Origin of the sequence: Pseudoalteromonas rhizosphaerae (assembly GCF_028885455.1) — a bacterium.
GTDB classification, from domain to species: domain Bacteria; phylum Pseudomonadota; class Gammaproteobacteria; order Enterobacterales; family Alteromonadaceae; genus Pseudoalteromonas; species Pseudoalteromonas rhizosphaerae.
Window position 1 is genome coordinate 3150298 of the sequence record NZ_CP118496.1, and the last position, 21494, is coordinate 3171791.

General features: G+C 38.7%; 24 protein-coding genes and 2 tRNA genes. 11 read left to right on the forward strand and 15 right to left on the reverse strand.

The window, feature by feature from the left end:
* Positions 1-61: 61 nt before the first annotated feature.
* On the forward strand, positions 62-2782 hold the full coding sequence (gene topA, locus PVK79_RS13460) for a type I DNA topoisomerase (RefSeq protein WP_145233762.1): 2721 nt from the start codon (positions 62-64) through the stop codon (positions 2780-2782).
* Between the two features lie 99 nt (positions 2783-2881).
* On the opposite strand, the gene PVK79_RS13465 is transcribed toward topA, so the two are convergent.
* Complete coding sequence (locus PVK79_RS13465) at positions 2882-3124, reverse strand: hypothetical protein (RefSeq protein ID WP_257325891.1); 243 nt, start codon at positions 3122-3124, stop codon at positions 2882-2884.
* 227 nt (positions 3125-3351) lie between these two features.
* Here PVK79_RS13465 and PVK79_RS13470 point away from each other — a divergent pair, with 227 nt between their 5' ends.
* Complete coding sequence (locus PVK79_RS13470) at positions 3352-3900, forward strand: TIGR00645 family protein (RefSeq protein WP_257325892.1); 549 nt, start codon at positions 3352-3354, stop codon at positions 3898-3900.
* A gap of 38 nt (positions 3901-3938) precedes the next feature.
* Here PVK79_RS13470 and PVK79_RS13475 read toward each other — a convergent pair whose 3' ends face one another.
* Together PVK79_RS13475 and PVK79_RS13480 are read right to left on the reverse strand one after the other, a co-directional pair.
* Positions 3939-5138, reverse strand: coding sequence for an ABC transporter permease (locus PVK79_RS13475; RefSeq protein WP_257325894.1), 1200 nt, complete (start codon positions 5136-5138; stop codon positions 3939-3941).
* Positions 5135-6073 (reverse strand): ABC transporter ATP-binding protein, encoded by a 939-nt coding sequence (locus tag PVK79_RS13480; protein ID WP_257325895.1) that lies wholly within the window; start codon positions 6071-6073, stop codon positions 5135-5137. Before PVK79_RS13480 ends, PVK79_RS13475 begins: the two co-directional genes overlap by 4 nt.
* 389 nt (positions 6074-6462) lie before the next feature.
* Between PVK79_RS13480 and PVK79_RS13485 the strand changes: the two genes are divergently transcribed.
* Both PVK79_RS13485 and ccoG read left to right on the forward strand, forming a co-directional pair.
* Positions 6463-7881 carry a sigma-54 interaction domain-containing protein gene (locus PVK79_RS13485; protein WP_149981042.1) on the forward strand — a complete coding sequence of 473 codons (1419 nt, stop codon included), beginning with the start codon at positions 6463-6465 and terminating at the stop codon, positions 7879-7881.
* Positions 7882-8022: 141 nt separating this feature from the next.
* Entirely contained in the window at positions 8023-9405 is a 1383-nt protein-coding gene (gene ccoG / locus PVK79_RS13490; RefSeq protein ID WP_257325897.1) for a cytochrome c oxidase accessory protein CcoG, read from the forward strand.
* A gap of 1 nt (position 9406) precedes the next feature.
* Here the strand turns inward: ccoG and PVK79_RS13495 are convergent, their stop codons facing one another.
* The 4 genes from PVK79_RS13495 to PVK79_RS13510 form a co-directional block, all read right to left on the reverse strand.
* Complete coding sequence (locus PVK79_RS13495; protein WP_257325898.1) at positions 9407-9832, reverse strand: hypothetical protein; 426 nt, start codon at positions 9830-9832, stop codon at positions 9407-9409.
* A gap of 175 nt (positions 9833-10007) precedes the next feature.
* Positions 10008-10922 carry a M14 family metallopeptidase gene (locus tag PVK79_RS13500; RefSeq protein ID WP_257325899.1) on the reverse strand — a complete coding sequence of 305 codons (915 nt, stop codon included), beginning with the start codon at positions 10920-10922 and terminating at the stop codon, positions 10008-10010.
* Positions 10923-11014: 92 nt separating this feature from the next.
* The gene (locus PVK79_RS13505; RefSeq protein ID WP_182759813.1) at positions 11015-11590 is read right to left on the reverse strand and encodes a hypothetical protein; all 576 of its coding nucleotides are present in this window, start codon (positions 11588-11590) and stop codon (positions 11015-11017) included.
* Between the two features lie 274 nt (positions 11591-11864).
* On the reverse strand, positions 11865-13124 hold the full coding sequence (locus PVK79_RS13510) for an IS4 family transposase (RefSeq protein ID WP_257324454.1): 1260 nt from the start codon (positions 13122-13124) through the stop codon (positions 11865-11867).
* Positions 13125-13441: 317 nt separating this feature from the next.
* On the opposite strand from PVK79_RS13510, the gene PVK79_RS13515 reads away from it, so the two are divergent.
* Together PVK79_RS13515 and PVK79_RS23570 are read left to right on the forward strand one after the other, a co-directional pair.
* Positions 13442-13906: a hypothetical protein gene (locus tag PVK79_RS13515; RefSeq protein ID WP_257325901.1), complete on the forward strand. Its 465-nt coding sequence runs from the start codon at positions 13442-13444 to the stop codon at positions 13904-13906.
* A gap of 218 nt (positions 13907-14124) precedes the next feature.
* Positions 14125-14319, forward strand: coding sequence for a diguanylate cyclase domain-containing protein (locus PVK79_RS23570; RefSeq protein WP_425607894.1), 195 nt, complete (start codon positions 14125-14127; stop codon positions 14317-14319).
* A gap of 31 nt (positions 14320-14350) precedes the next feature.
* Here the strand turns inward: PVK79_RS23570 and PVK79_RS13520 are convergent, their stop codons facing one another.
* Genes PVK79_RS13520 through PVK79_RS13545 form a run of 6 tightly spaced genes read right to left on the reverse strand, consistent with a single transcriptional unit; the run spans position 14351 to position 17054 of the window.
* Positions 14351-15028, reverse strand: a complete 678-nt coding sequence (locus tag PVK79_RS13520; RefSeq protein ID WP_182759815.1) for a pseudouridine synthase — start codon at positions 15026-15028, stop codon at positions 14351-14353.
* Between the two features lie 2 nt (positions 15029-15030).
* The gene (locus PVK79_RS13525; RefSeq protein WP_145233784.1) at positions 15031-15360 is read right to left on the reverse strand and encodes a TusE/DsrC/DsvC family sulfur relay protein; all 330 of its coding nucleotides are present in this window, start codon (positions 15358-15360) and stop codon (positions 15031-15033) included.
* A gap of 3 nt (positions 15361-15363) precedes the next feature.
* Positions 15364-15630 carry a DsrH/TusB family sulfur relay protein gene (locus tag PVK79_RS13530; RefSeq protein WP_257325904.1) on the reverse strand — a complete coding sequence of 89 codons (267 nt, stop codon included), beginning with the start codon at positions 15628-15630 and terminating at the stop codon, positions 15364-15366.
* Positions 15627-15983, reverse strand: coding sequence for a sulfurtransferase complex subunit TusC (gene tusC, locus PVK79_RS13535; RefSeq protein ID WP_145233789.1), 357 nt, complete (start codon positions 15981-15983; stop codon positions 15627-15629). The genes PVK79_RS13530 and tusC overlap by 4 nt, the downstream gene beginning before the upstream one ends.
* Positions 15980-16333 (reverse strand): sulfurtransferase complex subunit TusD, encoded by a 354-nt coding sequence (gene tusD, locus PVK79_RS13540; protein WP_149981050.1) that lies wholly within the window; start codon positions 16331-16333, stop codon positions 15980-15982. The genes tusC and tusD overlap by 4 nt, the downstream gene beginning before the upstream one ends.
* Positions 16334-16388: 55 nt before the next feature.
* The gene (locus PVK79_RS13545; RefSeq protein WP_145233793.1) at positions 16389-17054 is read right to left on the reverse strand and encodes a Bax inhibitor-1/YccA family protein; all 666 of its coding nucleotides are present in this window, start codon (positions 17052-17054) and stop codon (positions 16389-16391) included.
* Positions 17055-17306: 252 nt separating this feature from the next.
* Here PVK79_RS13545 and PVK79_RS13550 point away from each other — a divergent pair.
* Both PVK79_RS13550 and PVK79_RS13555 read left to right on the forward strand, forming a co-directional pair.
* Positions 17307-17397 (forward strand) — tRNA-Ser (locus tag PVK79_RS13550).
* Between the two features lie 52 nt (positions 17398-17449).
* A tRNA-Ser gene (locus tag PVK79_RS13555) sits at positions 17450-17540 on the forward strand.
* A 238-nt stretch (positions 17541-17778) separates the two neighbouring features.
* Here PVK79_RS13555 and PVK79_RS13560 read toward each other — a convergent pair.
* On the reverse strand, positions 17779-17982 hold the full coding sequence (locus tag PVK79_RS13560; protein WP_257325906.1) for a hypothetical protein: 204 nt from the start codon (positions 17980-17982) through the stop codon (positions 17779-17781).
* Positions 17983-18463: 481 nt separating this feature from the next.
* Between PVK79_RS13560 and PVK79_RS13565 the strand changes: the two genes are divergently transcribed.
* Positions 18464-18757: a PRC-barrel domain-containing protein gene (locus tag PVK79_RS13565; RefSeq protein WP_257325908.1), complete on the forward strand. Its 294-nt coding sequence runs from the start codon at positions 18464-18466 to the stop codon at positions 18755-18757.
* A gap of 9 nt (positions 18758-18766) precedes the next feature.
* On the opposite strand, the gene PVK79_RS13570 is transcribed toward PVK79_RS13565, so the two are convergent.
* A complete protein-coding gene (locus PVK79_RS13570) occupies positions 18767-19018 on the reverse strand; it encodes a LexA family protein (RefSeq protein ID WP_149983453.1) in 252 nt (83 codons plus the stop codon).
* 59 nt (positions 19019-19077) lie between these two features.
* On the opposite strand from PVK79_RS13570, the gene PVK79_RS13575 reads away from it, so the two are divergent.
* Together PVK79_RS13575 and PVK79_RS13580 are read left to right on the forward strand one after the other, a co-directional pair.
* Positions 19078-20193, forward strand: coding sequence for an IS630 family transposase (locus PVK79_RS13575; protein ID WP_257324033.1), 1116 nt, complete (start codon positions 19078-19080; stop codon positions 20191-20193).
* 45 nt (positions 20194-20238) lie between these two features.
* Positions 20239-20733 carry a PRC-barrel domain-containing protein gene (locus tag PVK79_RS13580; RefSeq protein ID WP_257325910.1) on the forward strand — a complete coding sequence of 165 codons (495 nt, stop codon included), beginning with the start codon at positions 20239-20241 and terminating at the stop codon, positions 20731-20733.
* Positions 20734-21494: the final 761 nt, after the last annotated feature.

Sequence of the window (21494 nt, forward strand, 5' to 3'; positions counted from 1 at the left end):
AATATTCGCGCCCGTAAATGGGCAAAACACATTTAAAATACTTGGTTAGAAATAGGCAACTATGGGCAAATCGCTAGTAATTGTAGAGTCTCCTGCTAAGGCTAAAACAATTAATAAATATTTAGGAAACGATTTTATCGTCAAGTCCTCTATTGGGCATGTACGAGATCTTCCTACCTCCGGTTCAGGCAAAACCAAAACGGCTGCTGTAAAAACACCTGCAGAAGTACGTAAAATGGCACCAGAAGAAAAGGCCGCGTACAAAAAACAGCGTGATTATACAAATTTAGTAGCTCGAATGGGGATTGATCCAGATAAAGGCTGGGAGCCACATTACGAAGTATTACCAGGTAAAGAAAAAGTTGTTCAAGAATTACAAAAGCTCGCTGAAAACGCCGACCAAATCTATCTCGCAACGGATTTGGATAGGGAAGGAGAAGCGATTGCTTGGCACCTACAAGAAATTATCGGTGGAGAGCCAGAAAAGTATAAGCGTGTCGTATTCAATGAGATAACTAAAAATGCCATTCAGGCCGCCTTTGAGGCCCCTGGTGAGCTAAATACCGACATGGTCTATGCCCAGCAGACTCGTCGCTTTTTAGATCGTGTTGTAGGCTTTATGGTATCGCCATTATTGTGGCAAAAAGTTGCCCGTGGTTTATCCGCTGGACGAGTACAGTCTGTCGCAGTACGTTTGTTAGTTGAGCGCGAGCGTGAAATTAAAGCGTTTATTCCTGAAGAGTTCTGGGATATTCATGCCGATGTGAAAAATACAGAGTCGGCACTTCGTTTAGAGGTGTTCAAGCAAGGTGATAAAGCCTTTAAGCCAGTCAATGAAGCGCAAGCTATGGCAGCTACTGCATCTTTAGAGCAAGCTGAATATAAAGTTGTTAGTGTTGAGGAAAAGCCAAGTAAAAGTCGTCCTAGTGCGCCACTAATTACTTCAACAATGCAACAAGCTGCGAGTACGCGTTTAGGCTATGGCGTTAAAAAGACCATGATGTTAGCGCAACGTTTGTATGAAGCAGGTTATATCACCTATATGCGAACTGACTCAACCAACTTGTCGAAAGATGCAGTTGCAATGTGTCGCGAGTATGTTTCGCAGCAGTTTGGTGATAAGTATTTACCAAAAGAAGCTATTAGTTATAGTTCAAAAGGCAATGCACAAGAGGCGCATGAGGCGATCCGTCCTTCAAGTGTTACTGTGTTATCTGGTCACCTAGAAGGCGTAGACCCGGATGCTAAAAAGCTTTATGAGTTAATTTGGCGTCAATTTGTTGCGTGTCAAATGGTCCCTGCTGAATATGACTTAACAACATTAACTGTTACTGCCGCCGATTTCCAATTAAGAGCCAAAGGACGGGTGTTACGTTTTGATGGTTGGACTAAAGTACAACCAGCAGTTCGAAAAAAGAACGAAGAAGATCAATCACTACCAGCTATTAAAGAAGGCGAGATATTAAGCCTTGTTGAACTTGATCCAAAACAGCATTTTACTAAGCCGCCAGCACGCTTTAGTGAAGCGAGTTTAGTAAAAGAACTTGAAAAGCGTGGTATTGGTCGTCCATCTACCTATGCATCGATTATTTCAACGATACAAGATCGTGGATATGTCCGTGTTGAAAGCCGTCGTTTCTTTGCAGAAAAAATGGGTGAAATTGTCACCGATCGTTTAGTTGAGAACTTTACTGATCTGATGAACTTTGACTTTACTGCAAAAATGGAAGGCCGGTTAGATGACATCGCTGAAGGTGAGCGTGTCTGGACACAGGTACTTGACAAGTTTTACGCTGATTTTTCTACACAACTGACTTTAGCCAGTGGTGAAGAAGATGAAGGTGGGATGCGTAAAAATGAAATGGTCGAAACTGATATTGACTGTCCAACATGCGGCAGAAAAATGGGTATTCGAACAGCCTCTACTGGCGTTTTCTTAGGCTGTACAGGTTATAATTTACCGCCAAAAGAACGTTGTACTACCACTATGAACTTAGTGTCAGGTGATGAAGCGGTTGCCGCTGACGTTGAAGATGTCGAAACCGAAACATTGATGCAAATGAAGCGTTGCCCAATTTGTGAAACGGCAATGGATTCATACCTAATAGATGAAACTCGTAAATTACATGTTTGTGGTAATAACCCTGCTTGTAAGGGCTATGTCGTTGAGCAGGGCACGTTTAAAATTAAAGGCTATGATGGCCCTATCATTGAATGTGATAAATGCTCATCAGATATGCAGCTTAAATCAGGGCGCTTTGGTAAATACTTTGGCTGTAGTAATGATGAGTGTAAAAACACCCGTAAATTACTGCGTAACGGCGAAGCAGCGCCACCAAAAGAAGACCCTGTTCAGTTACCAGAATTAGAGTGTGAAAAATCGGATGCATACTTTGTGCTACGTGACGGCGCTGCAGGTATTTTCTTAGCAGCGAATACCTTCCCTAAATCACGTGAAACTCGTGCCCCTAAAGTGGAAGAGTTACAGCGTTTTAGAGATCGTATTTCACCTAAGTTTTATTATCTAGCTGATGCACCAGTAAAAGATCCTGATGGTAACTTAGCAATTGTTCGTTATAGCCGTAAGAATAAAGAACAATATGTAATGACTGAGGTTGACGGTAAAGCAACAGGCTGGACTGCACATTTCAATGCAGGAAAGTGGGTTGAAGAGGCAAAGAAGAAAGCCGCACCTAAGAAAAAACCAGCCGCTAAAAAGGCAACAGTCAAGAAAGCCGCACCTAAAAAAGCCGCTGCAAAAACAAAAAAGGACGCTGAGTAGAATACTAAGCTCTGAAAACAAAAAAACCGGAATGCACACCCTTGTGTCAATTCCGGTTTTTTTATATCAAAAATTATGCCTTTAGAGGCATTTTTGACGTTAGATTTTTACGTCAGTGACTTTTTTATAGCCTTCTGATTCAAGTTCATCATTTACGCACTTTAGTACGTATGGTTTAAGCTCTTCATTGCTGATGTCGTCGTCTTTAGCCCAGTTTAAACACATCTCAGTGTATTCTTTAATTGTTTCGGCGGAAGCGTCAACAGCATCGTCAGCAACAGCAAAAGTTGCATAAACTGCAAATAATGGCGCTACGATAAGCGCTAGCAATGCTTTTTTCATTCGTGTATTCCTAAAAAATGTAGTGACTGCTGTTTTATATTCAAAAACAACAGTGATCCAATCAAGCAACATGCTGTTGGTAAGTGATTCTTAAACGAAATGACAATAAAAGATAACGAAATATTTTTATCGTAAAGACAAATATAATGTAATAAGAGACGGTAAAATAATGAGAAACTTATGTTAATCAATGCTATCTTACGACAGCTATCAATTTAGGAATAATTATGTCTCAAAGCCAACTACCTGACACCACACCTCGTGTTGCATCTAAACTAGAACAGTTTGTTGAAAGCTTTATTTTTCGAGCCCGCTGGCTACTAGCTCCCTTTTTTATAGGCTTACTCGTTGCAATTGTACTGTTACTTTTGAAGTTTTTTAAATACCTGTATCAAATGGCGATAAATACATTTAGCGCTACTAATGAGCAACTACTGGTGGGTATTTTGACCTTGGTTGATACCGCATTACTGGCAGGATTATTATTAATAATTATTTTCAGTGGCTATGAAAATTTTGTTTCTAAATTAAATATTGGTAATCATGAAGATCGCCCTGCATGGATGGGTAAAGTAGGCTTTTCTGGTCTTAAAATGAAATTGATCAGCGCAATTGTTGCCATCTCCGCAGTCGAACTGTTAAAGGTGTTTATAAGCTCTCCAAGTCACTCAAGTGATGAATTGATGTGGAAAGTAATAATTCATGTTACTTTTGTGATATCAGGTGTGTTATTTGCTCTAACTGATTTTATAAATAGCAAAACTCAGAATCATTAAATAGCAGATAACGCAACGCTATCTGCCTATATGTTTTGTTATTTAAAGATACTCAACCACATAGCCTTTAAACTCGGTTCTTTTGCGTACATATTCATACCCATTTTAAAAATACGAGCGGCAAATATACGTAAGTAATAAAAACAGCCAATACTGAGAAGCAGGGATAAGAGTGCTTGCCAAATTGGTATTTCAACTAATGACATACGCACCGGCATAACCGCAAATGCCGTGATCGGCAAGTAACTAAGCACGATTGTTAAAACACTGTTTGGTGCATCGATAACAAAAAATGCAATCACGATAGGTGCCAATGGCATCATCATTAAGGCACTTTTACTACTGTGATTAGGATCATCAATACCCGCTGCGATCGCAGCCATAAATGCAGCGCAGATGCCAAGACCTACAATCGCATAGGCCAACAACCAAGGCAGTAATGACCAATTAATAAAGTCTAAATTGAGGGCTTGTTGTTTAATGATAACGGTAAAAAATAGCATCGATAAAACAATCGATAGCAAGGTGCCAATCATGGTTTTTACTGCAAGCAATATTTGCCCAAGTAGCTTACCATCTATCCATGTTTGTGGTGTCATGGTGGCTAGCAATTGCTCCGTTACGCGGTTTTGCTTTTCACCGGTAATACTGACAAAGAGTTGGCCAAAGATCCCAAACATCGCAACAAATAATAATATCAGTACCCCAAATGCTGTGTATGTTTGACTACGATCAGCTTGATTTTTCAAAAGCTCGTCAAGTACCTTATGTTCAATTGAAATATTTTTCGTCAATCCTAGTCGTTGTTGCTCGCTTAAGCCTAAGCTATCAAATTGAGCTTGTTGCAATTGCGCTATAAGAAGCGATTGCAATGTTGTTTGCCATGCCGATTTTACAGCCGTTATTAACGTATATGAGTGAGTCGCTTGGTCAAACTTAAGTACGCCATCATAGTCAGTATCTTCAGCTAAATTTGCAATGATGGCGGTTAAATCATCATGTTTGGTAAACTTAAATTGTGTCGATGTAGGCTCTGTTTTGACGCTAAACTCGAGGTTGCTTGCTAAATGGTAATTTTGTTCAAGTTGACTGTTTGCAGTGGCAAAAAAATAAATAACTCCAGCAATAGCGAGCATGATCAACTTCGAAATAATTTCTTGTTTTAGTTTAAAAAAATGCAAGAACTCCCATTTTGCAACAATCCAGAGCTGTTGCTGTGTAAGCGATGATTTATTCATAGCGTCGTTCCTTGATCCAGTTTAGCGTTATGCTCAGCTACTGCGTGTAAATAAATTGCATGCAGTGACTGAGCTTTATTTTTGAGTTCACATATTTCCCCGATGCTGATTAACTGAGGAAGTAACTGGTTAAGTGATTGGTGTTGCTTTAGGGTGATAGTTAGTTGCTGTGCTTTTATTTGCTCAACACAATAATGTTCACATAGTTGCTCAAAGTAAGTTTGATTAATTGGATCGTTGAATACGACTTGAATACTATTATTTTGCGCGCTTTGAAGTATATTACTGAGTTTGCCGTATAAAACACTTTCACCTTGATTTAACAGTAATACCCGATCGGCAAGTTTTTCTACCATCGCCATTTGATGTGCACTTAAAATAACGGTCATGCCTTGCTGTTTTAATTGCGCTAAAAATTCAACAACTAATTCCTGGTTAATAGGATCTAAGCCAGAAAATGGCTCATCTAAAATCACCCATTTGGGCTTATGTAAAATTGCAGTGATCAATTGGATTTTTTGTTGGTTCCCTTTAGAAAGTGATTTTAAGGGGTCATTCAAGCGCGAAGTTAAATTAAACTTCGCTAACCAATAGTCACAGCGCTGCGTAAATTCGCTATCTTTTACGCCGTGTAATGCTGCAAAAAATTGTAGGTTTTGTTTTATTGTTTTTTCTGGATAGAGACCTCGGTCTTCTGGTAGATAGCCCAGTAAGTGTGCCGGAATCGATGAATACGCTTGTCCTGCATCATTGAGTTGAATAGAGCCACTATCTGGAGAAGAAAAACCAACGATCATTTTTACTAATGATGATTTCCCCGCACCATTGGGGCCAAGTAAAGCAAAAATCTCTCCTGGTTGCACATCAAATGACAGCTTATTCACCGCAGTAACCGTTTTATAGTGTTTTTCAAGGTTGTTAATAATTAACGACATGTGACCCTACAATATTGTTTTTTTTGAGTTTAATCGGTTACAACCAAGAATGTAACTACTACCAGTGATGAAATTGTAAGCAAAGATTATGCAATAATTAAATAAGAAGTGTGCAGACACTGCAGTTAATACATATTTGCAAAGCTAATATAGTAAAATCACAAGCTGATTAACTTTTCCTTGATGATAGCCAGGTATTTATTAATTTTATTTTTCAATTGCTTAACAATGAATACTGTAGTCTTACAGTTACTTTAGATGCGGTTCATGATGAAGCAAAACGACGGATAGTTTCGCTTTAATGAGCGGTATGAGTTAGTTACTTAGGGTGCAAATTTTCGCCATTATAGGCATAATGAACGCGATATTTCGCGAGTTTGGTGTAAGCAATGATAAAACAGTTTTTAGACGATCCAACTTTATTACTCAACGCCGTTGGTGAGGGAATATATGGCTTTGATTTAAGTGGTAATGCGGTATTTGTAAATCCCGCTGCTGAACGCATGACGGGATGGCATGCAGATGAGTTGCTGGGTAAAAAAATTCATCAGTACCATCATCATAGTCATGCTGACGGGCGGCCATATCCAGCAGATGAATGCCAGATTTATTGTACTATGTTTGACGGCAAGCATCGCCATGTTAAAGATGAGGTATTTTGGCGTAAAGACGGCAGCTGTTTTGCGGTAGAATATACATCTACACCCGTTTATAAAAATAATCAGTTGATCGGCGCTGTCGCGATATTTCGCGATGTATCAAAACAACACCAGACAGAGCACGCACTGCGTGATGCTTTAGCACAAGTGAATCACTTAAGTGAGCAATTAAAAGAGCAAAATAGCTATTTGATAGCAGAACTTAATGAAGATTGGCAAGAGTCTGGTTTGGTAGGCAAAAGCCACGTATTTCAAACCATGCTTGAGCAAATAAAACTTGTTAGCCCGACCGATAGCACGGTATTGATTTTAGGTGAAAACGGCACAGGAAAAGAATTAGTCGCTCGTAACTTACATCGCTTAAGTGGGCGCAGTGGGCAATCCTTTATTAAGGTCAATTGCGCCGCATTTACGCCAAGCTTACTTGAATCTGAGTTATTTGGTCATGAAAAGGGGGCTTTTACGGGGGCTAAGGAGCATCGTAAAGGACGTTTTGAGTTGGCTAATAATGGCACCATTTTTTTAGACGAAATTGGAGAGCTTGCTCTTGAAGCGCAAAGTAAGTTGTTACGGGTATTGCAAGAGCATGAATTTGAACGTGTTGGCAGTAGCCAAACACGTAAAGTTAATATTCGTGTAATTGCTGCGACTAATCGTGACTTATGGGCAATGGTGCAGTCAGGATGCTTTAGAATAGATTTATATTATCGACTAAATGTATTTCCAATCACAGTTCCACCACTGAAAGCGCGTAAAGAAGATATTCCATACTTGTGTAGTAATTTGATTGCGCAATTAAATAAACGTCTTGGTAAACAGCTCAAAGGACTCAGTGAAAAAGCCATAACACAGCTACAAGCGTATGATTGGCCGGGTAATATTCGTGAATTACAGAATGTACTAGAGCGAGAGGCTATTTTATCAAAGCAGTCTGTATTACAGTTATCGCAACCACTTGATGCCAATGCTAGCGCTAACCTAAACACGGATCTGAGCCTTGACGAAGCGCAGAGACAGCATATCATCGCAGTATTAGAGCTATCAAATTGGCAAATTTCTGGCAGTCAAGGCGCGGCAGTTAAATTAGGCATGCCGGAGAGTACGTTACGATCAAAAATGCGCAAGTTGATGATCCGTAAAAATCGTTAAATATCACGATACTCGCTAAATATCGCGATTTTAGCGAATTTATTAAATGAAAATTCATTAATATTCAGTTGCTTAATTTAATTTCAGTTTGGTCTGAAACTTGCAAACTTACAGGCCTAACCGTCACAGTAAGTAGTTATTATGAAATTTGATATTAAAGAAGAAGATATGATCATCAAGCCCTATAAGCATGAAGGGCCTATTTATATCCGTGAGCAAAAAGGATTTTTCCAGCGTATTCGCCGTAACCTTGGTTGGTTACTCATGCTTACATTCATTCTTATTCCTTGGATCCCATACAAAGGCCAGCAAGCGGTATTGCTAGATGTTGCGAGTCAAAAGTTTGCTATTTTTGGGCTGACCTTACTGCCCCAAGATTTTATGATCTTGGCGTTGTTATTTATGTTAAGCGCTTTTGCGTTGTTTTTTGTTACCAATTGGCTTGGCCGGGTATGGTGTGGATATACATGCCCACAAACAATTTGGATGCTGATGTTTTCATGGGTGGAGCAACGTATAGAGGGAACACGTAATCAACGTATAAAGTTAGATAAATCCGCGTGGACGTTATCAAAATGGCAGAAAAAAACAATCAAGCACAGCGCTTGGTTAATCATATCATTGTTTACAGCAACGTCATTTATGGCTTACTTTATTCCGGCTAAAAGCTTGTATGGGGATATGTTTACTCTGCAATGGTCGGGCATCACTAGTTTTTGGGTATTTTTGTTTGCCTTTTGTACTTATGGAAATGCCGGTTTCTTAAGAGAAAAAATGTGCACCATTGCTTGTCCATACTCACGGTTTCAGGCTGTAATGTTTGATAAAGATACATTACTTGTCACTTACGATAGTGCGCGTGGGGAAAGTCGTGGTCCACGTAAACGTAAGGCCGATCCTAAAGCGTTAGATTTAGGTGATTGCGTAGATTGCAATTTATGTGTGGAAGTGTGCCCTGCAGGGATTGATATTCGTAACGGCTTACAATATGAATGTATTAACTGTGGTTTATGTATCGATGCATGCGATGACACAATGGATAAGTTTGGCTATCAAAAAGGCTTGATCAAGTACGCAAGCGAAAAGCAGATGGCTGGCGAGCAAACTAATCCATACCGGTTGAAACTGGTTGGTTATGGCGCACTCACGGTTTTATTAATGGTCAGTATGTTAGCGTGGTTAGTTCAACGCACGCCAATCGAAGTGTCAGTCCTGCGTGATCGTAATGCATTATATCGAGTAAATTATGAGGGCTTAGTTGAAAACCCTTACACCTTGACAATAATTAATAAAACACAGCAGTTAGTGCATTACCGAGTAGCGATTACCGGTCTTGATGTGGCTAAGTTACAGAGTCCTCAACTTACAGCTGTCGAGCCTGGTCAAATGAAGCGCATCCCGGTCACTGTGGTTGCCGATGGCTATGATTTACCAAGTAAGCTCAATGAACTTGATTTTGTGATCACAGCCGAAGAAGACCGCGGTATTAAGGCATCAATAAGTAGTGTTTTTTATCGTAACTAAGTTATGCAGAGTGAAATTGAGCTGCTTTATCGTTCATTGTTTGGTGAACAAAGGTTTTAGCTTGCACTAAACATTTAAACAGACGATGGCGAACATCCACGCTAAGGCCTGCATTTTGAATAATGCGTTGCATTTGATTGATTACGATAGCTGAATCAAAAATATAAGCGCTAGCAATACATCCATTACGAACCATGGCAGAGGCCAACACTGTAAGTTGTTGCTCTGCCTGAGGAGTTGCAGCCAACAAATTTTGAGAATCACTGATATATCCCCATGGTTTATTGGCAAGCTGACTAACCTGCTCAAATAAGCCATTGCTAAATGAGGTTACTAAACTTGCATTAAGATTCCCGCAAAAATTAGCAATGATTATATTTTGCTCGCGGTGTAAACTAACCTGTCCATGTTTATTGCTAAATTTCAACGTGCTTCCTTGTAAGAAAATTTAAGAGCGCGAATTTTATACAATTAAAACGCGGAGTCTAGGTATTTTTTAATTTTTTATAAATTTGCATTAATTAATCAGTGATTAATATATAACCAGATTAAAAATGTCAGAATAGGGCCTAAATATAATTACCAATAGACCCTAGTCATAATTATTTTGTAAGCAGGTGATCTAATGCACCTTTAATTGCAGCCACCTGTGCTGTAATACATAGCTCATCTGTTGCCGTCGGACTATCTGGGTACACTTCTGTCGTCGTGACATACTGTGCATCTGTAAAGCCCATGCATAAACCGAGTTCTCGTGCAGCATAATTGATCACACCATGTTGTTCTAATGGCACTCCAATGAGTTGATTGTTTTCATCACTGGGGGCAATTTGAGTCACATTAGCAACAGTGTCAATAATCGCTTTTTGGAATTGCGGTTCAGGTTTATAGCTATCAGCGACAAGATAAAAACCATCAGGAATATTCCAATTAGTGTTCAGCTTGCCATCACGAGCCGCAAGTGCAGGGCGAAACTCACTGTTGTCAGTGTCAGTTGTTTCATGCAGATCAATATGCGCTAATAAAGGTATATTTTGTGCTTTAATATAATTTATTAGTGCTGCTGACTCTGGTGCTGGGCTTGGTGAATAAAACGAACGGTTTGGATCTATGGCTGCTGGGTTCCAGCGATTAATGGTTTCATATCCCCACGGGCTAATACAAGGAGCAACCAGTAAGTTAAACTCTTTAGCATATTTCATACCTAGGGTTTTCATAAAATGTAATGCGCCATGAACACCGCTTGTTTCATAGCCATGTACGCCACCGGTGATCAGTATGCTCGGTTTATTCGATGCCCACTGTTTTGATTTAATAATAAAAAGAGGGTAGCGAGTAGGATCAAAACTGAGCGCACCATATTGCTCAACCTCGAAATCATTATCCAGTTCGTTGATTAAAGTTACAACTTCAGATTGATAACTACGTTTAATCGTTTGTAGGTTAAACCAGCACTGTTTATCTTTATCATTCCAAGGCGTGCCTTGAGTACCTATTGGATAGTTATTTTCGCTCATAGAACCTTCATTTATTACAATAAAGGTTTAGCTTATCGCTGTACTAACCTCACTGCAACTAGCTGCGACTAATACACAACTGTGAATTATATTTATAAGCTGTTTGTGGACTCATATAAATTGGCATTTTGGCGCTTATGGGCTTCAAATAAATAAGCCCTTAGATGTTCTTTCCCTTGATGAATATGAGTGATCTTGGCAGCCATGCCTCGCTTACTAAAACGTACCGGTTTGATGTCGATAGTAATATTTTTTTTGTTTGGAAGGGTTAATTTTATCTGTTGCTCAATCGCTAAAGGAGCTTTTTGAGTCGTTGATTTTAGAAAAAGTCCAGTACTTGAGATTGATTCAACTTCAAAGTCTTGGCTCTGAATATTGAGGTTCCCGCCACGCCAACAGCGCTTTATTCCTTGTGTGTCGATGACCTCTGGTGCGCTTAATACAGGGGTCACAACGCCTGTTTTAGCAATTCTTATTTCAAGTGGAAACCATAATTGATAATCGCCAACTTCAGCCAGTAGTGTTAATTTTGTATTATTTAGTAATTCAGCAATATTGGCAGGGATAGAGCTTTGTAATGTCAGTGTATGATTGTCCCTCAATTTTGAAGGAACCGTCACTTGGAAAAGATCTGATATAAAATTTAGTTCTTCATTGGTCATATCCATTTAGCATCTAATCCCATGCGCGCGATAATATAGTTAATACCGTATTTTTAAGTCGAGAGTTTATTCATACAATAATGTATAACGGCAGTGTAGTAACATACTTGAGTTATTTAACAAAATAAGCATATTGTGCGCCACAAAGTCGTCTTTTTGGATTGTTAAAATATATAAGAGTTAGCACTTTTATACACTATCAGATGATAAATTTACCCTTATTTATTCTTACATGATAGTTTTTTGTTTGTTTAATAAACAGTGGCTCATACCTTAGTTCTTAAGGAACATTGATCGCGTGACTTCCTATTTTAAAACGGCAAATGTCACTTTCTTTTTCAATGGATTGACGCTTACAATTTACCGCTAGTAGCTTTAGTACACGGTGTATCTTGTGGCTGCACCGTGTTTGCTCTATGCAATCCAAAACATCATCCAACCAAAGATAACTGCACTTGCTCGCTCTAAATGTCGAGATCGCACACTTAAATATCGTCGCTGCACTATGGCAGATAAAACGCTTGATAAGTGTTTGCAGTATGCTCAGCCAAACCAGCGATTCTGCAATGTGTGGGTCTCTTGTGATGAATCCCTTAAGGTTATTCCATGACTTTAGCTCTTTGAAAAGTAACTCGATTTGCCAACGAGTCGCGTATATATCGAGTAACTCATCAAAGTTAAACTGTGTTTCTTTTAAATTAGTAACAAGGAAAACAGGGCGCTTTTCATCGGGTAGATAAATAAGCCTGTACTCGGGTCCATTTTTCTTCCAGCGTACTGTTAACTCAAGTGGCTGACTAGCACGCTTTTTGAGCAAGGTTTTGAGTTTAATATGCTTTTCTTTAAGCTCTACGCCCGCGCAATAAGCAGATGTGACGGTTGGGTTGATGTTTTTATTCGCTCTGACCAAAAAGTAGCCGCCATCTTGAGATACTTGTTCAAAGTAATCTAAGTCAAAATACCCTGCATCAGCAAGTAATAACGTATCTTCAAGTGTGTGACTACCCGGTAAAAAGGCTCGCTCGGTTTCAACATCAGGACGGATATCTATTTCACAAGGCTGTTCGTTAAATAGGTCATAAGTAAGATGTAACTCAATTGCGGCAGGACTTATCGCAGTAAAGCGACCAGCAAAAACCTGCGCTAATTCATAATGTAGAGCAAATGAAGAGCCATCTTGCAATAACACTCGCTGTATTCCTCGCTGGGTAAAAAAGGTTTTATCCAGCGTGTTTACAGTCAATTTAGACATCGCTTGAATAACGAGTTCACGGACTAGCTCAGTCAAGGCTGGTTTTCGAATTTGATTATGAAAGGGTTTATAACTTATCGTGCAATTGGCCTGCGTTCGCAGGTTCTGATGGATATCTGACAAGTTAGCGTCTTGCAGGCAAGATAAGCTTTTGAACACAGCTTTGAGCAGAGAAACGATCGACAGGCAACGGTGTCGAACTTGAAATCCGGAGGTTTTTGCAAGCTCAATGAGGTGTTTTTCTGAGATAAGGGCTTTTAATTGATTTGAAACTTGGTTAATCTGCATGTGAACTCTGTTTTTGGTCATGTTTTTATTGGCGTAACTATTTGATCATTAACAGAGTTCAACTTCAAGTTTCTTAAGATCCAACCTATGAACAGTGGCTAAGTTTTATTGCTAAAATAACGTAAATTACTGGACCTGATAAAGTTATTAAGGGGATTTTAAAATTGCGATTTCACTTTTATATTGTTTACATTAATCAACTGCTCTTTACGAATTTTCTCACGCCGAATATTTCCATCTGCTTACATTCCTTTAAACTATTCTGGTGTACTTCCAAGTGCATGTTTTTATGCACACGTAATTAATGGGCAATATATATGGACTATATTTTCTATCAACAATCAATAATTAACTTCATTGCACAATATGCTGGTAATTCTAAATTACAATTAACAGCGATGGTTGATGACACGCGCAGTATTTTAAGAGTTGATGCGTATAGGCTTTTTGAAAATATTCTTTTAAATTATCAACAATTGGGAGTAATTGAATATAGAAAAGTAGATTGCCTACTTAAAAGTGTTGCCGTGAATTTGAAAACTTCAAGTGAGTCTGAGTATTTTCTCGTTTCACAGTTAGCAACCTGGTGGCAAGAATGGCATTTCGCGCTATCGATGCGTGTAAAAACGAGTCAAAATAATGCTGTTATCGTGCAAAATAGTGATTATTCAGCGCAAGATAATAAACCACTAACCCGTCAGCATGATTTGAGTGAGTACGTTAATTTATTTATGCAAGTGCCAATACCGTTGTGTAATGTATGTATGCTCACTAAGGAATAATCCTTATAAACCAACGCTTTGTCGATGTGTTCGGTTACACTGTTGACGATGTTCCAACACTTAATGATTGGTGGCTTAATGCTTACCCAGATCCACATTATCTTGTGGGTGCGACAAACGTGGCAACAAGCTCTTAGCTTTGCGTTAGAAAATGATACTGATATTGAAAGGCTTTACATAGTGCATTACAAATCCAGCAAGCCGTTAATCTATTAGCTATTAAGCATGAATATACAGATGTTGGCTATATAACACTAAGCATGGGCATTAAAACTTTGCATAATCCCCAAACTGGCGATTATATCTATTTTGCTGATGCGGCAGATAAAGCTTTGTACCAAGCAAAAAGGCAAGGGCGTAATTGTATCGTTGTTAGTGAAGATAGATACAAAAAATCAGCTGAGCGCTGCTAGGCATATTTGAAATAGCTGCGCTCAAGCACAGCTATAGTTCATCTGCGATTATTTTAAAATGGCCATTATCAATTCCTTTTAACGTATAGTCACCAATACGATAGCGGATTAAACGTAAAGTAGGGTGGCCAATATGTGCTGTCATCCTTCTTACTTGGCGATTACGTCCTTCGGTAAGGGTAATACTGAGCCAACTGGTTGGAATGTTTTTTCGCTCTCTAACGGGAGGATTACGTGGCCATAAAGTTGGCTCATCTATGCGTTTAACAACGGCTGGTAATGTTAATCCGTCTTTGAGCTCGACGCCTTGGCACAGTTGTTTAATTGCTGCATCAGTTGGTTCACCTTCAACTTGTGCCCAGTAAGTTTTACTAGTTTTTTTGTTTGGCGCTGTTAAAGTGTTTTGTAATTTCCCACAATTAGTGAGTAATAGCAGGCCCTCACTGTCTCTATCTAATCGTCCTGCAGCATATACATCTTTAATGGTAATAAAGTCAGCTAAGGTTTGTCTGTTTGCTTCATCAGTAAACTGGCACAGCACATCAAATGGTTTATTAAATAAGACAATTTTTCGCTCACTGGCGGCAATGGCTGGTTTTATCTCGCGCTTTATTGAGTTATTCACTTTTTTGGTTGTAATTGCACCGCGATTATAGCTACGGCCGCTATTTCGGCGTTTTGCTGTATTATTTGGTTTAGCTGTTGTCATTGCTAGATGCACCGTGCGGGTTTTGGTAAGCCAGCAATTTTAGTTGCTTGCTTAGCTGGGCCTTTAGGAAAAAGAGTATACAGATAAATACTATTGCCTTTATCTTCACCCAGTGCTTTTGCCATTGCTTTAACTAACATTCTTATTGCTGGGCTGGTGTTGTACTCCAAATAGAAATTACGCACAAAATGAATCACTTCCCAGTGTTGGGAGGTTAATTCAATGTTTTCTTGCTCGGCAATAACGCAGGCTAATTGTTCACTCCATAACGAGTGATCAAGTAAGTAACCTTGTTTATCCGTGTCGATAATTTGATTATTAAATTCAAGCATGTATTACCACGTAATAGAGTGAGATGTTGCTAATGTTAGTGCGACAAAGTCGTCATAACTAAGCGAGTGATCGGGCTGATTGATTGTGATATCTCGTACCTTGGCGTCATCAGCAAGTATTAATAAGTGCGTTGCAAGCTGTCTAAATTGGGCAATAGCAAAGCATGCGTCACTTAATAATAATACTTTGTCTGTTGACTGGATCAGGTTAACTAATTGATCCGTCTTGTAATAGCCAAGTGGCTTGGAAAATATGTGTAAAGTGCTCATAAGTTCACTATGTGTTGTTGCTGGGCAATAAGTTGAGTTTGCTGCTGATAATTAAGCGCTTTTACTTCTACTAACAAGTTATGTTTATCAAGGCCATACTCGAGCAGAGACTTTTCACATACATAAATGTTTTCAACATCGTAAATTTCTAGCGTTCTGATGGTCTTAAAGTAGTTCTTTAAACCTATATGCTCAGGTTGTTGATGTTTTTTTAGGGCTAGTACCGCAGGGCCGCTAAATAACCAACTAATATTTTGCTCAACAGCAGCGAATATTAATGTCATATCTAATGCATCACGAATATGTAAATCATCGAAAGGACTATGGTGGCTTAAAACTAATACATTGATCATTTAAATTGCACCCATTTATCCGCATCACTGGCAAGCATTGCAAACTCAGCTAACCCTGCGACTGCAAAAACACCGGTATTATTTATATCAAGGCCACGCTTTTCGGCAGCAGTAACACACAACATAAGATGAATCCCTTGCTCATGTAATTGTTGCCATAAAGCATTAATCGCTAATTCATCAGCTGCTAAATCTAGTTGCTCGCTGGCATGAAAAACACCGTTTTGATACAAAAAAATGGCATCAATGTTATGCCCTTGTGTTAAACATGCTTGTGCAAATTTAACCAAACGTTGCGTGGTATCATGATCCGATGGTGCGCTGTGCAGAGAAAGTACAAATCGTGCCAAAACTATTCCAATAAAAAAGCCCCTAAAGAGGGGCTATTTTAACAGAACTATTTAATTAGTCATTATTTGCGCCAAGCAGTGCAAGCAATGAAGTAAACAAGTTATATACACTTAAATATAAAGAGACTGTAGCGCGAATATAGTTTGTTTCGCCACCGTTGATGATGCGGCTTGTATCAAACAAGATTAAGCCAGACATGATCAATACAACCGCTGCATTTAATACCATAAACATTAGCGAGCTGCCGATGAAGATATTAACAATGCTGGCCACAATCACAACAATAAGGCCTACCGTTAAAAAACCGCCCATAAAAGAGAAGTCTTTTTTAGTATTTAGTGCATACGCAGACAAACCAAAGAAAATCAGTGCAGTTGAGCCTAACGCTTGCATGATAAGCATTGGGCCATTTGGCATCGCTGCATAATGGTTAAGTAACGGACCAAGTCCCGCACCCATTAAACCCGTAAAAGCGAATACCCATGCAACGCCTGACGCGCTTTCGGCTTTTTTATTTACAACAAATAAAAGGCCAAATGAAATAAGAGTAAAAACTAACCCCATAAAATAAGGTAGTTGTAATGCCATTGAGATACCAGCCGTCACAGCACTAAATGCTAATGTCATGGCCAATAAGAAATAGGTGTTTTTAAGTACCTTGTTTGTTTCAATGGTCGACATAACCGGTCTAGCGGTATTGTACGAATGATTAAATGCCATTTTAGAGCTCCTTTAGAAACCTATTGTAAGTTCCGATAATTAAACTGAAGTTAGATTACCAAGACTTCTATATTTGGGCAAACCTTTGTAGTTCAATAGACCGATAATTAAAAAGAAAAGTTCAATTTAGTGTGATTTTTACTCAGAGGTGAGTTAAGAATAAACAAATCAATGATTTTTTAAGCACTTGAACACTTTTTTGAAAAAAAAGCTTCACAAAGAGCACTGCCTTCTCTATTATGCAGGCCGTGCGGAGAGATGGCAGAGTGGTCGAATGCACCGGTCTTGAAAACCGGCAGGGGTTTATAGCCCCTCTAGGGTTCAAATCCCTATCTCTCCACCACCTAATTAAAATAATTGCGAGTACACTCTTATTCGTGATTTATAAATGTTTCGGAGAGATGGCAGAGTGGTCGAATGCACCGGTCTTGAAAACCGGCAGGGGTTTATAGCCCCTCTAGGGTTCAAATCCCTATCTCTCCACCATATAAAACAAAAAGGCCGTTGATAATCAACGGCCTTTTTGTTTCTGAAGTTCTCCATAAAGATTGACTAAGACAATGTATTTTCATAATGCGCCAAATAACATGCACTTCATATAAATCCGCATAAACCTTTAAATAAATTAACGGATCAAATCACACGCTAAACTATTGGTCGATTTTATCTGATAAGTTAATTGTTATCGGTGGAGTTGTTCGCTACTTGCAAGGCTTTGGTAATATCATTCATCGGGGCGCTGTGACTCTTCTCTGACCTGCGATATCAGATCATCATTCTTGTTCAAAGCAATAATGACTGTTTTATTATTATCTGGTGGTGCACCCAATGCTTTTTCTTTTAACTGTGAGTCAGAATCTAAGTTTGATCGTGGGAGTGTTGATGCACATCTTTCTTTGGCCTGGCCAATGACGTCCTGTTCTGACATAAAAAATGGTAAACTAACAGCCAATACGTCGCGAATCTGATATTTATTATGATCTATTTTTGAGCGTAATATGGTAACTCATTCCAGAGCGAACTTTTTTTGCTAGCTTGATAGACCGTTGAAATTTATTCATTGTTAATATTATCAAGCCATTGATGAGCTTCATTCAAAATTAAATTGTTTCTAATCTTTCATATATATCGGGTACATCCCAGTCAAAAATAGCGCGATACTTCTTAATTAAATTATTCACGTCTTCGATGATATCGTTGCGATGGGCTGCTAACTCTAATTTTTTATTTTAGCCATTTCAGTTCACCTTAAAATTTATAGATAAATCTTGACTAGGCTTTTATTAATGCCAGTTCTGTGCGAAAGCGAACAGATTTAATGAGAAATTTGTTGCAAGCTTTTAGATGAAAACCCTATCAGCGAAACAATGATTTATTGTTTATCATTTTTAATCTGGAGCAAATACGCCATGTTACATACTCTGAATAATTTAAAAAATTTAGCTATTCATGCATCGGATGGAGATATTGGGCTTACCAAAGATTTTTACTTTGATGATAAACATTGGGTGATCCGATATCTGGTGGTCGAAACTGGATCTTGGCTATTAAGTAAAAAAATATTGCTTTCACCTATATCAATCAAAGAGTTGAATCAGAAACCACAGACGCTCACTGTTACAATTTCAAGAAAACAAGTTAAAAACTGCCCTGACATGGATAGCGAAAAACCAGTTTCTAGTACTCGTTCACAGAAGTTCTGATCAGTTGCCTTACTTAAATTCAGGCAACTGATTTATTCCTATCAATAGCTTTATCGTTCGGCTTTTTCCAGCAGTTGAAGTGATGAACCCTTTCTTTTTAAGCGTTAAAATCATTGCATGAACACTTGATGATGCAGTTCCAAAATAACGCTCAAAATCATTTTCAGCAGGTGCAACACCATTCACTTTTGTGTAGTAATAAATAAATGCCAAATACTGCCCTTGTTTCACAGTGAACGACGGCAACTCTTCTTTATTCATAATGAACTTTTATCCTAATTGACGATCCTTTAACTCATATTTACTCATTTAATATTGTTATGAACCGAAAGTATATTGTTGAATTATCAGCAGAAGAAAAATGCGAATTAGTTAACTACTGCAAAAAAGGCATGGTCAATGTTCGAAAGTACAAACGAGCCGCCATTTTATTAAAAGCGGACCGTTGTCGATATACAACAGATCAAATATGTGAAGCGGTTCAAGTGAGCTCTTCAACTGTATTTCGAGTCAAACGTCAGTTTGTCGAAGACGGTTTAGAAGCCGCTTTAAATGAAGGTGCACGAAGTGGTGCTATGAGAAAAACCTCCGCGAAAGATGAAGTAACTTTAATAGCCACAGCCTGTTCTGAGCCGCCAACAGGACACTGCCGATGGACATTAGCGTTACTTGGCGAGCGATTAATAACATTAACGGATTTAGACAGTATTTCATATGAAACGGTTCGTAGACGCCTTAAAGAAAATGCGTTAAAGCCATGGCAAAAAAAGATGTGGTGTGTGGCAACAATGGACGCTGAGTATATTGCAAGAATGGAGCATGTACTTGAATTATATGCTGAGCCAGCGGATGAGCTCAATCCCATTATTAATTTTGATGAGGCGATGAAGCAACTTGTTGATGATACACGGCCAGTACAACCGATGAAAAAGGGACAGGTAAAACGCCTAGATTATGAATATAAACGGGTTGGCGTGGCTAACTTATTTGTATTCTTTGACCGTCATCGGGGTTGGCGACACGTTAAAGCAACACAGAGGAAAACGAAAGTTGATTTTGCACACTGTATGAAGGACTTAGTCGATGAACACTACCCACATGCGAATAAAATTCGTGTCGTGCTAGATAACTTATCGACTCATACGGAAGGTGCGTTATATAAAGCATTTTCACCGCAAGAAGCACGACGTATTTTAAATAAAATAGAGTTCCATTACACACCTAAACATGCGAGTTGGTTGAATATGGTCGAGATAGAAATTGGCAATATGAATAAGCAATGCTTAGATCGGCGCATAGCAAGTATGGAAGAGTTAAAGACAGAGCTCACGGCGTGGGAATGGCGCCGAAATAAAGAAGGCGCCAGTATAAATTGGATGTTTAATGTTGATTCAGCACGTGAAAAACTAGAGAGAGCTTACGGTGCTCTCAACTAGTCAAAATTTGTGTGACGAAGTACTAGGCAGTATGAGCTAGAATACATGCGATATTATGGTTACTCACATTATTGGGATAACACTGATATATGGGGTGGTTATTCAAGTCCTAATATGATGTCACCTGGTTATTATAGTGTCGTACCAAAGCCTGATAACTTAGATGCACCAGATAATTTCGCAGATGTTGATGCTGCATTATCTCAAGATAATGATCATCATCTACGCAGTAGTAATGCAGTAACGGGTTATAAACTTGATGTCATAGACGGTGATCTAGGTCACTTACATGGTATGTTGATAGATACCGACACCTGGGAAATTCGTTATTTGATTATTAACACCAGTAATTGGTGGTTGGGTCATCTGGTTTTGATTGCCCCAAAATGGATTAAAGAGGTGAGTTGGCCCACTTCTAAAATCTATGTTGATATGACGCAGCAGCAAGTAAAAGATGCACCCACTTTTGATCCCTCAGTGCCTTTCAGTCTAGAGCATGAGCAAAGTATGCAAACTCATTATGGTCGTAATGGTGAATAACAACATTACCTTTGAGTTAGGTGTTTGCTTACCTTTATTAATGCTCCATTGAATCTATACACATTCGTTGGTATGACGCGTGAGGTAGTAATATAGAAGACTTCAAACACTATTTATCAGCTGCAGTAGTAAGTTGTATACCTATGTTAATAGGCTACGTTTTTTTAAGTAATGAGCTAAATCTTTCTATATCAGAGGTTGTAACAGATTCATATATGCAGGCTTTTTTGAAGAGCTAGTCTTTAGAGCTGCTTTGTTTGGTATGTTGTTTCGTTTTTATCTTTGGGGTCATCCCAGCAGCACTAATTAGTGCTATAATATTCTGCTTGGGTCATATTTTTCAATGACATGATGCCATTTCAGCGTAAATGGTTGTTACCATCTCAACAATAGCAGATACATGGTTTACTTGGTTATATTGCGAATGCGGCTTACGTTATATTTAATATGTCTGGTGGCGCAGCTGGCGATTTAAAAGAAAATCTATTCAAAGCAAAGCCATTATTCTGAGTATCGTTTACGTTAACCTACACTACATATCCGACGTGGGAAAAAGCGTGAAGTAACACTCTCGTCACTATTTCAAAATCAGCCACATAGTTCGTCTAGGTTTATTAGAACACCCACTCAAAATATTTAATGGAGACAATGATGCTTGAATTGTTTTGGTCATGATAGTTTTTAGTTCACCTTTTGTATTACTGCTAATAATTAAACATTACTTTTTTTAGAAAACATTAGTTAAAAGAGAGTTGTTTTTC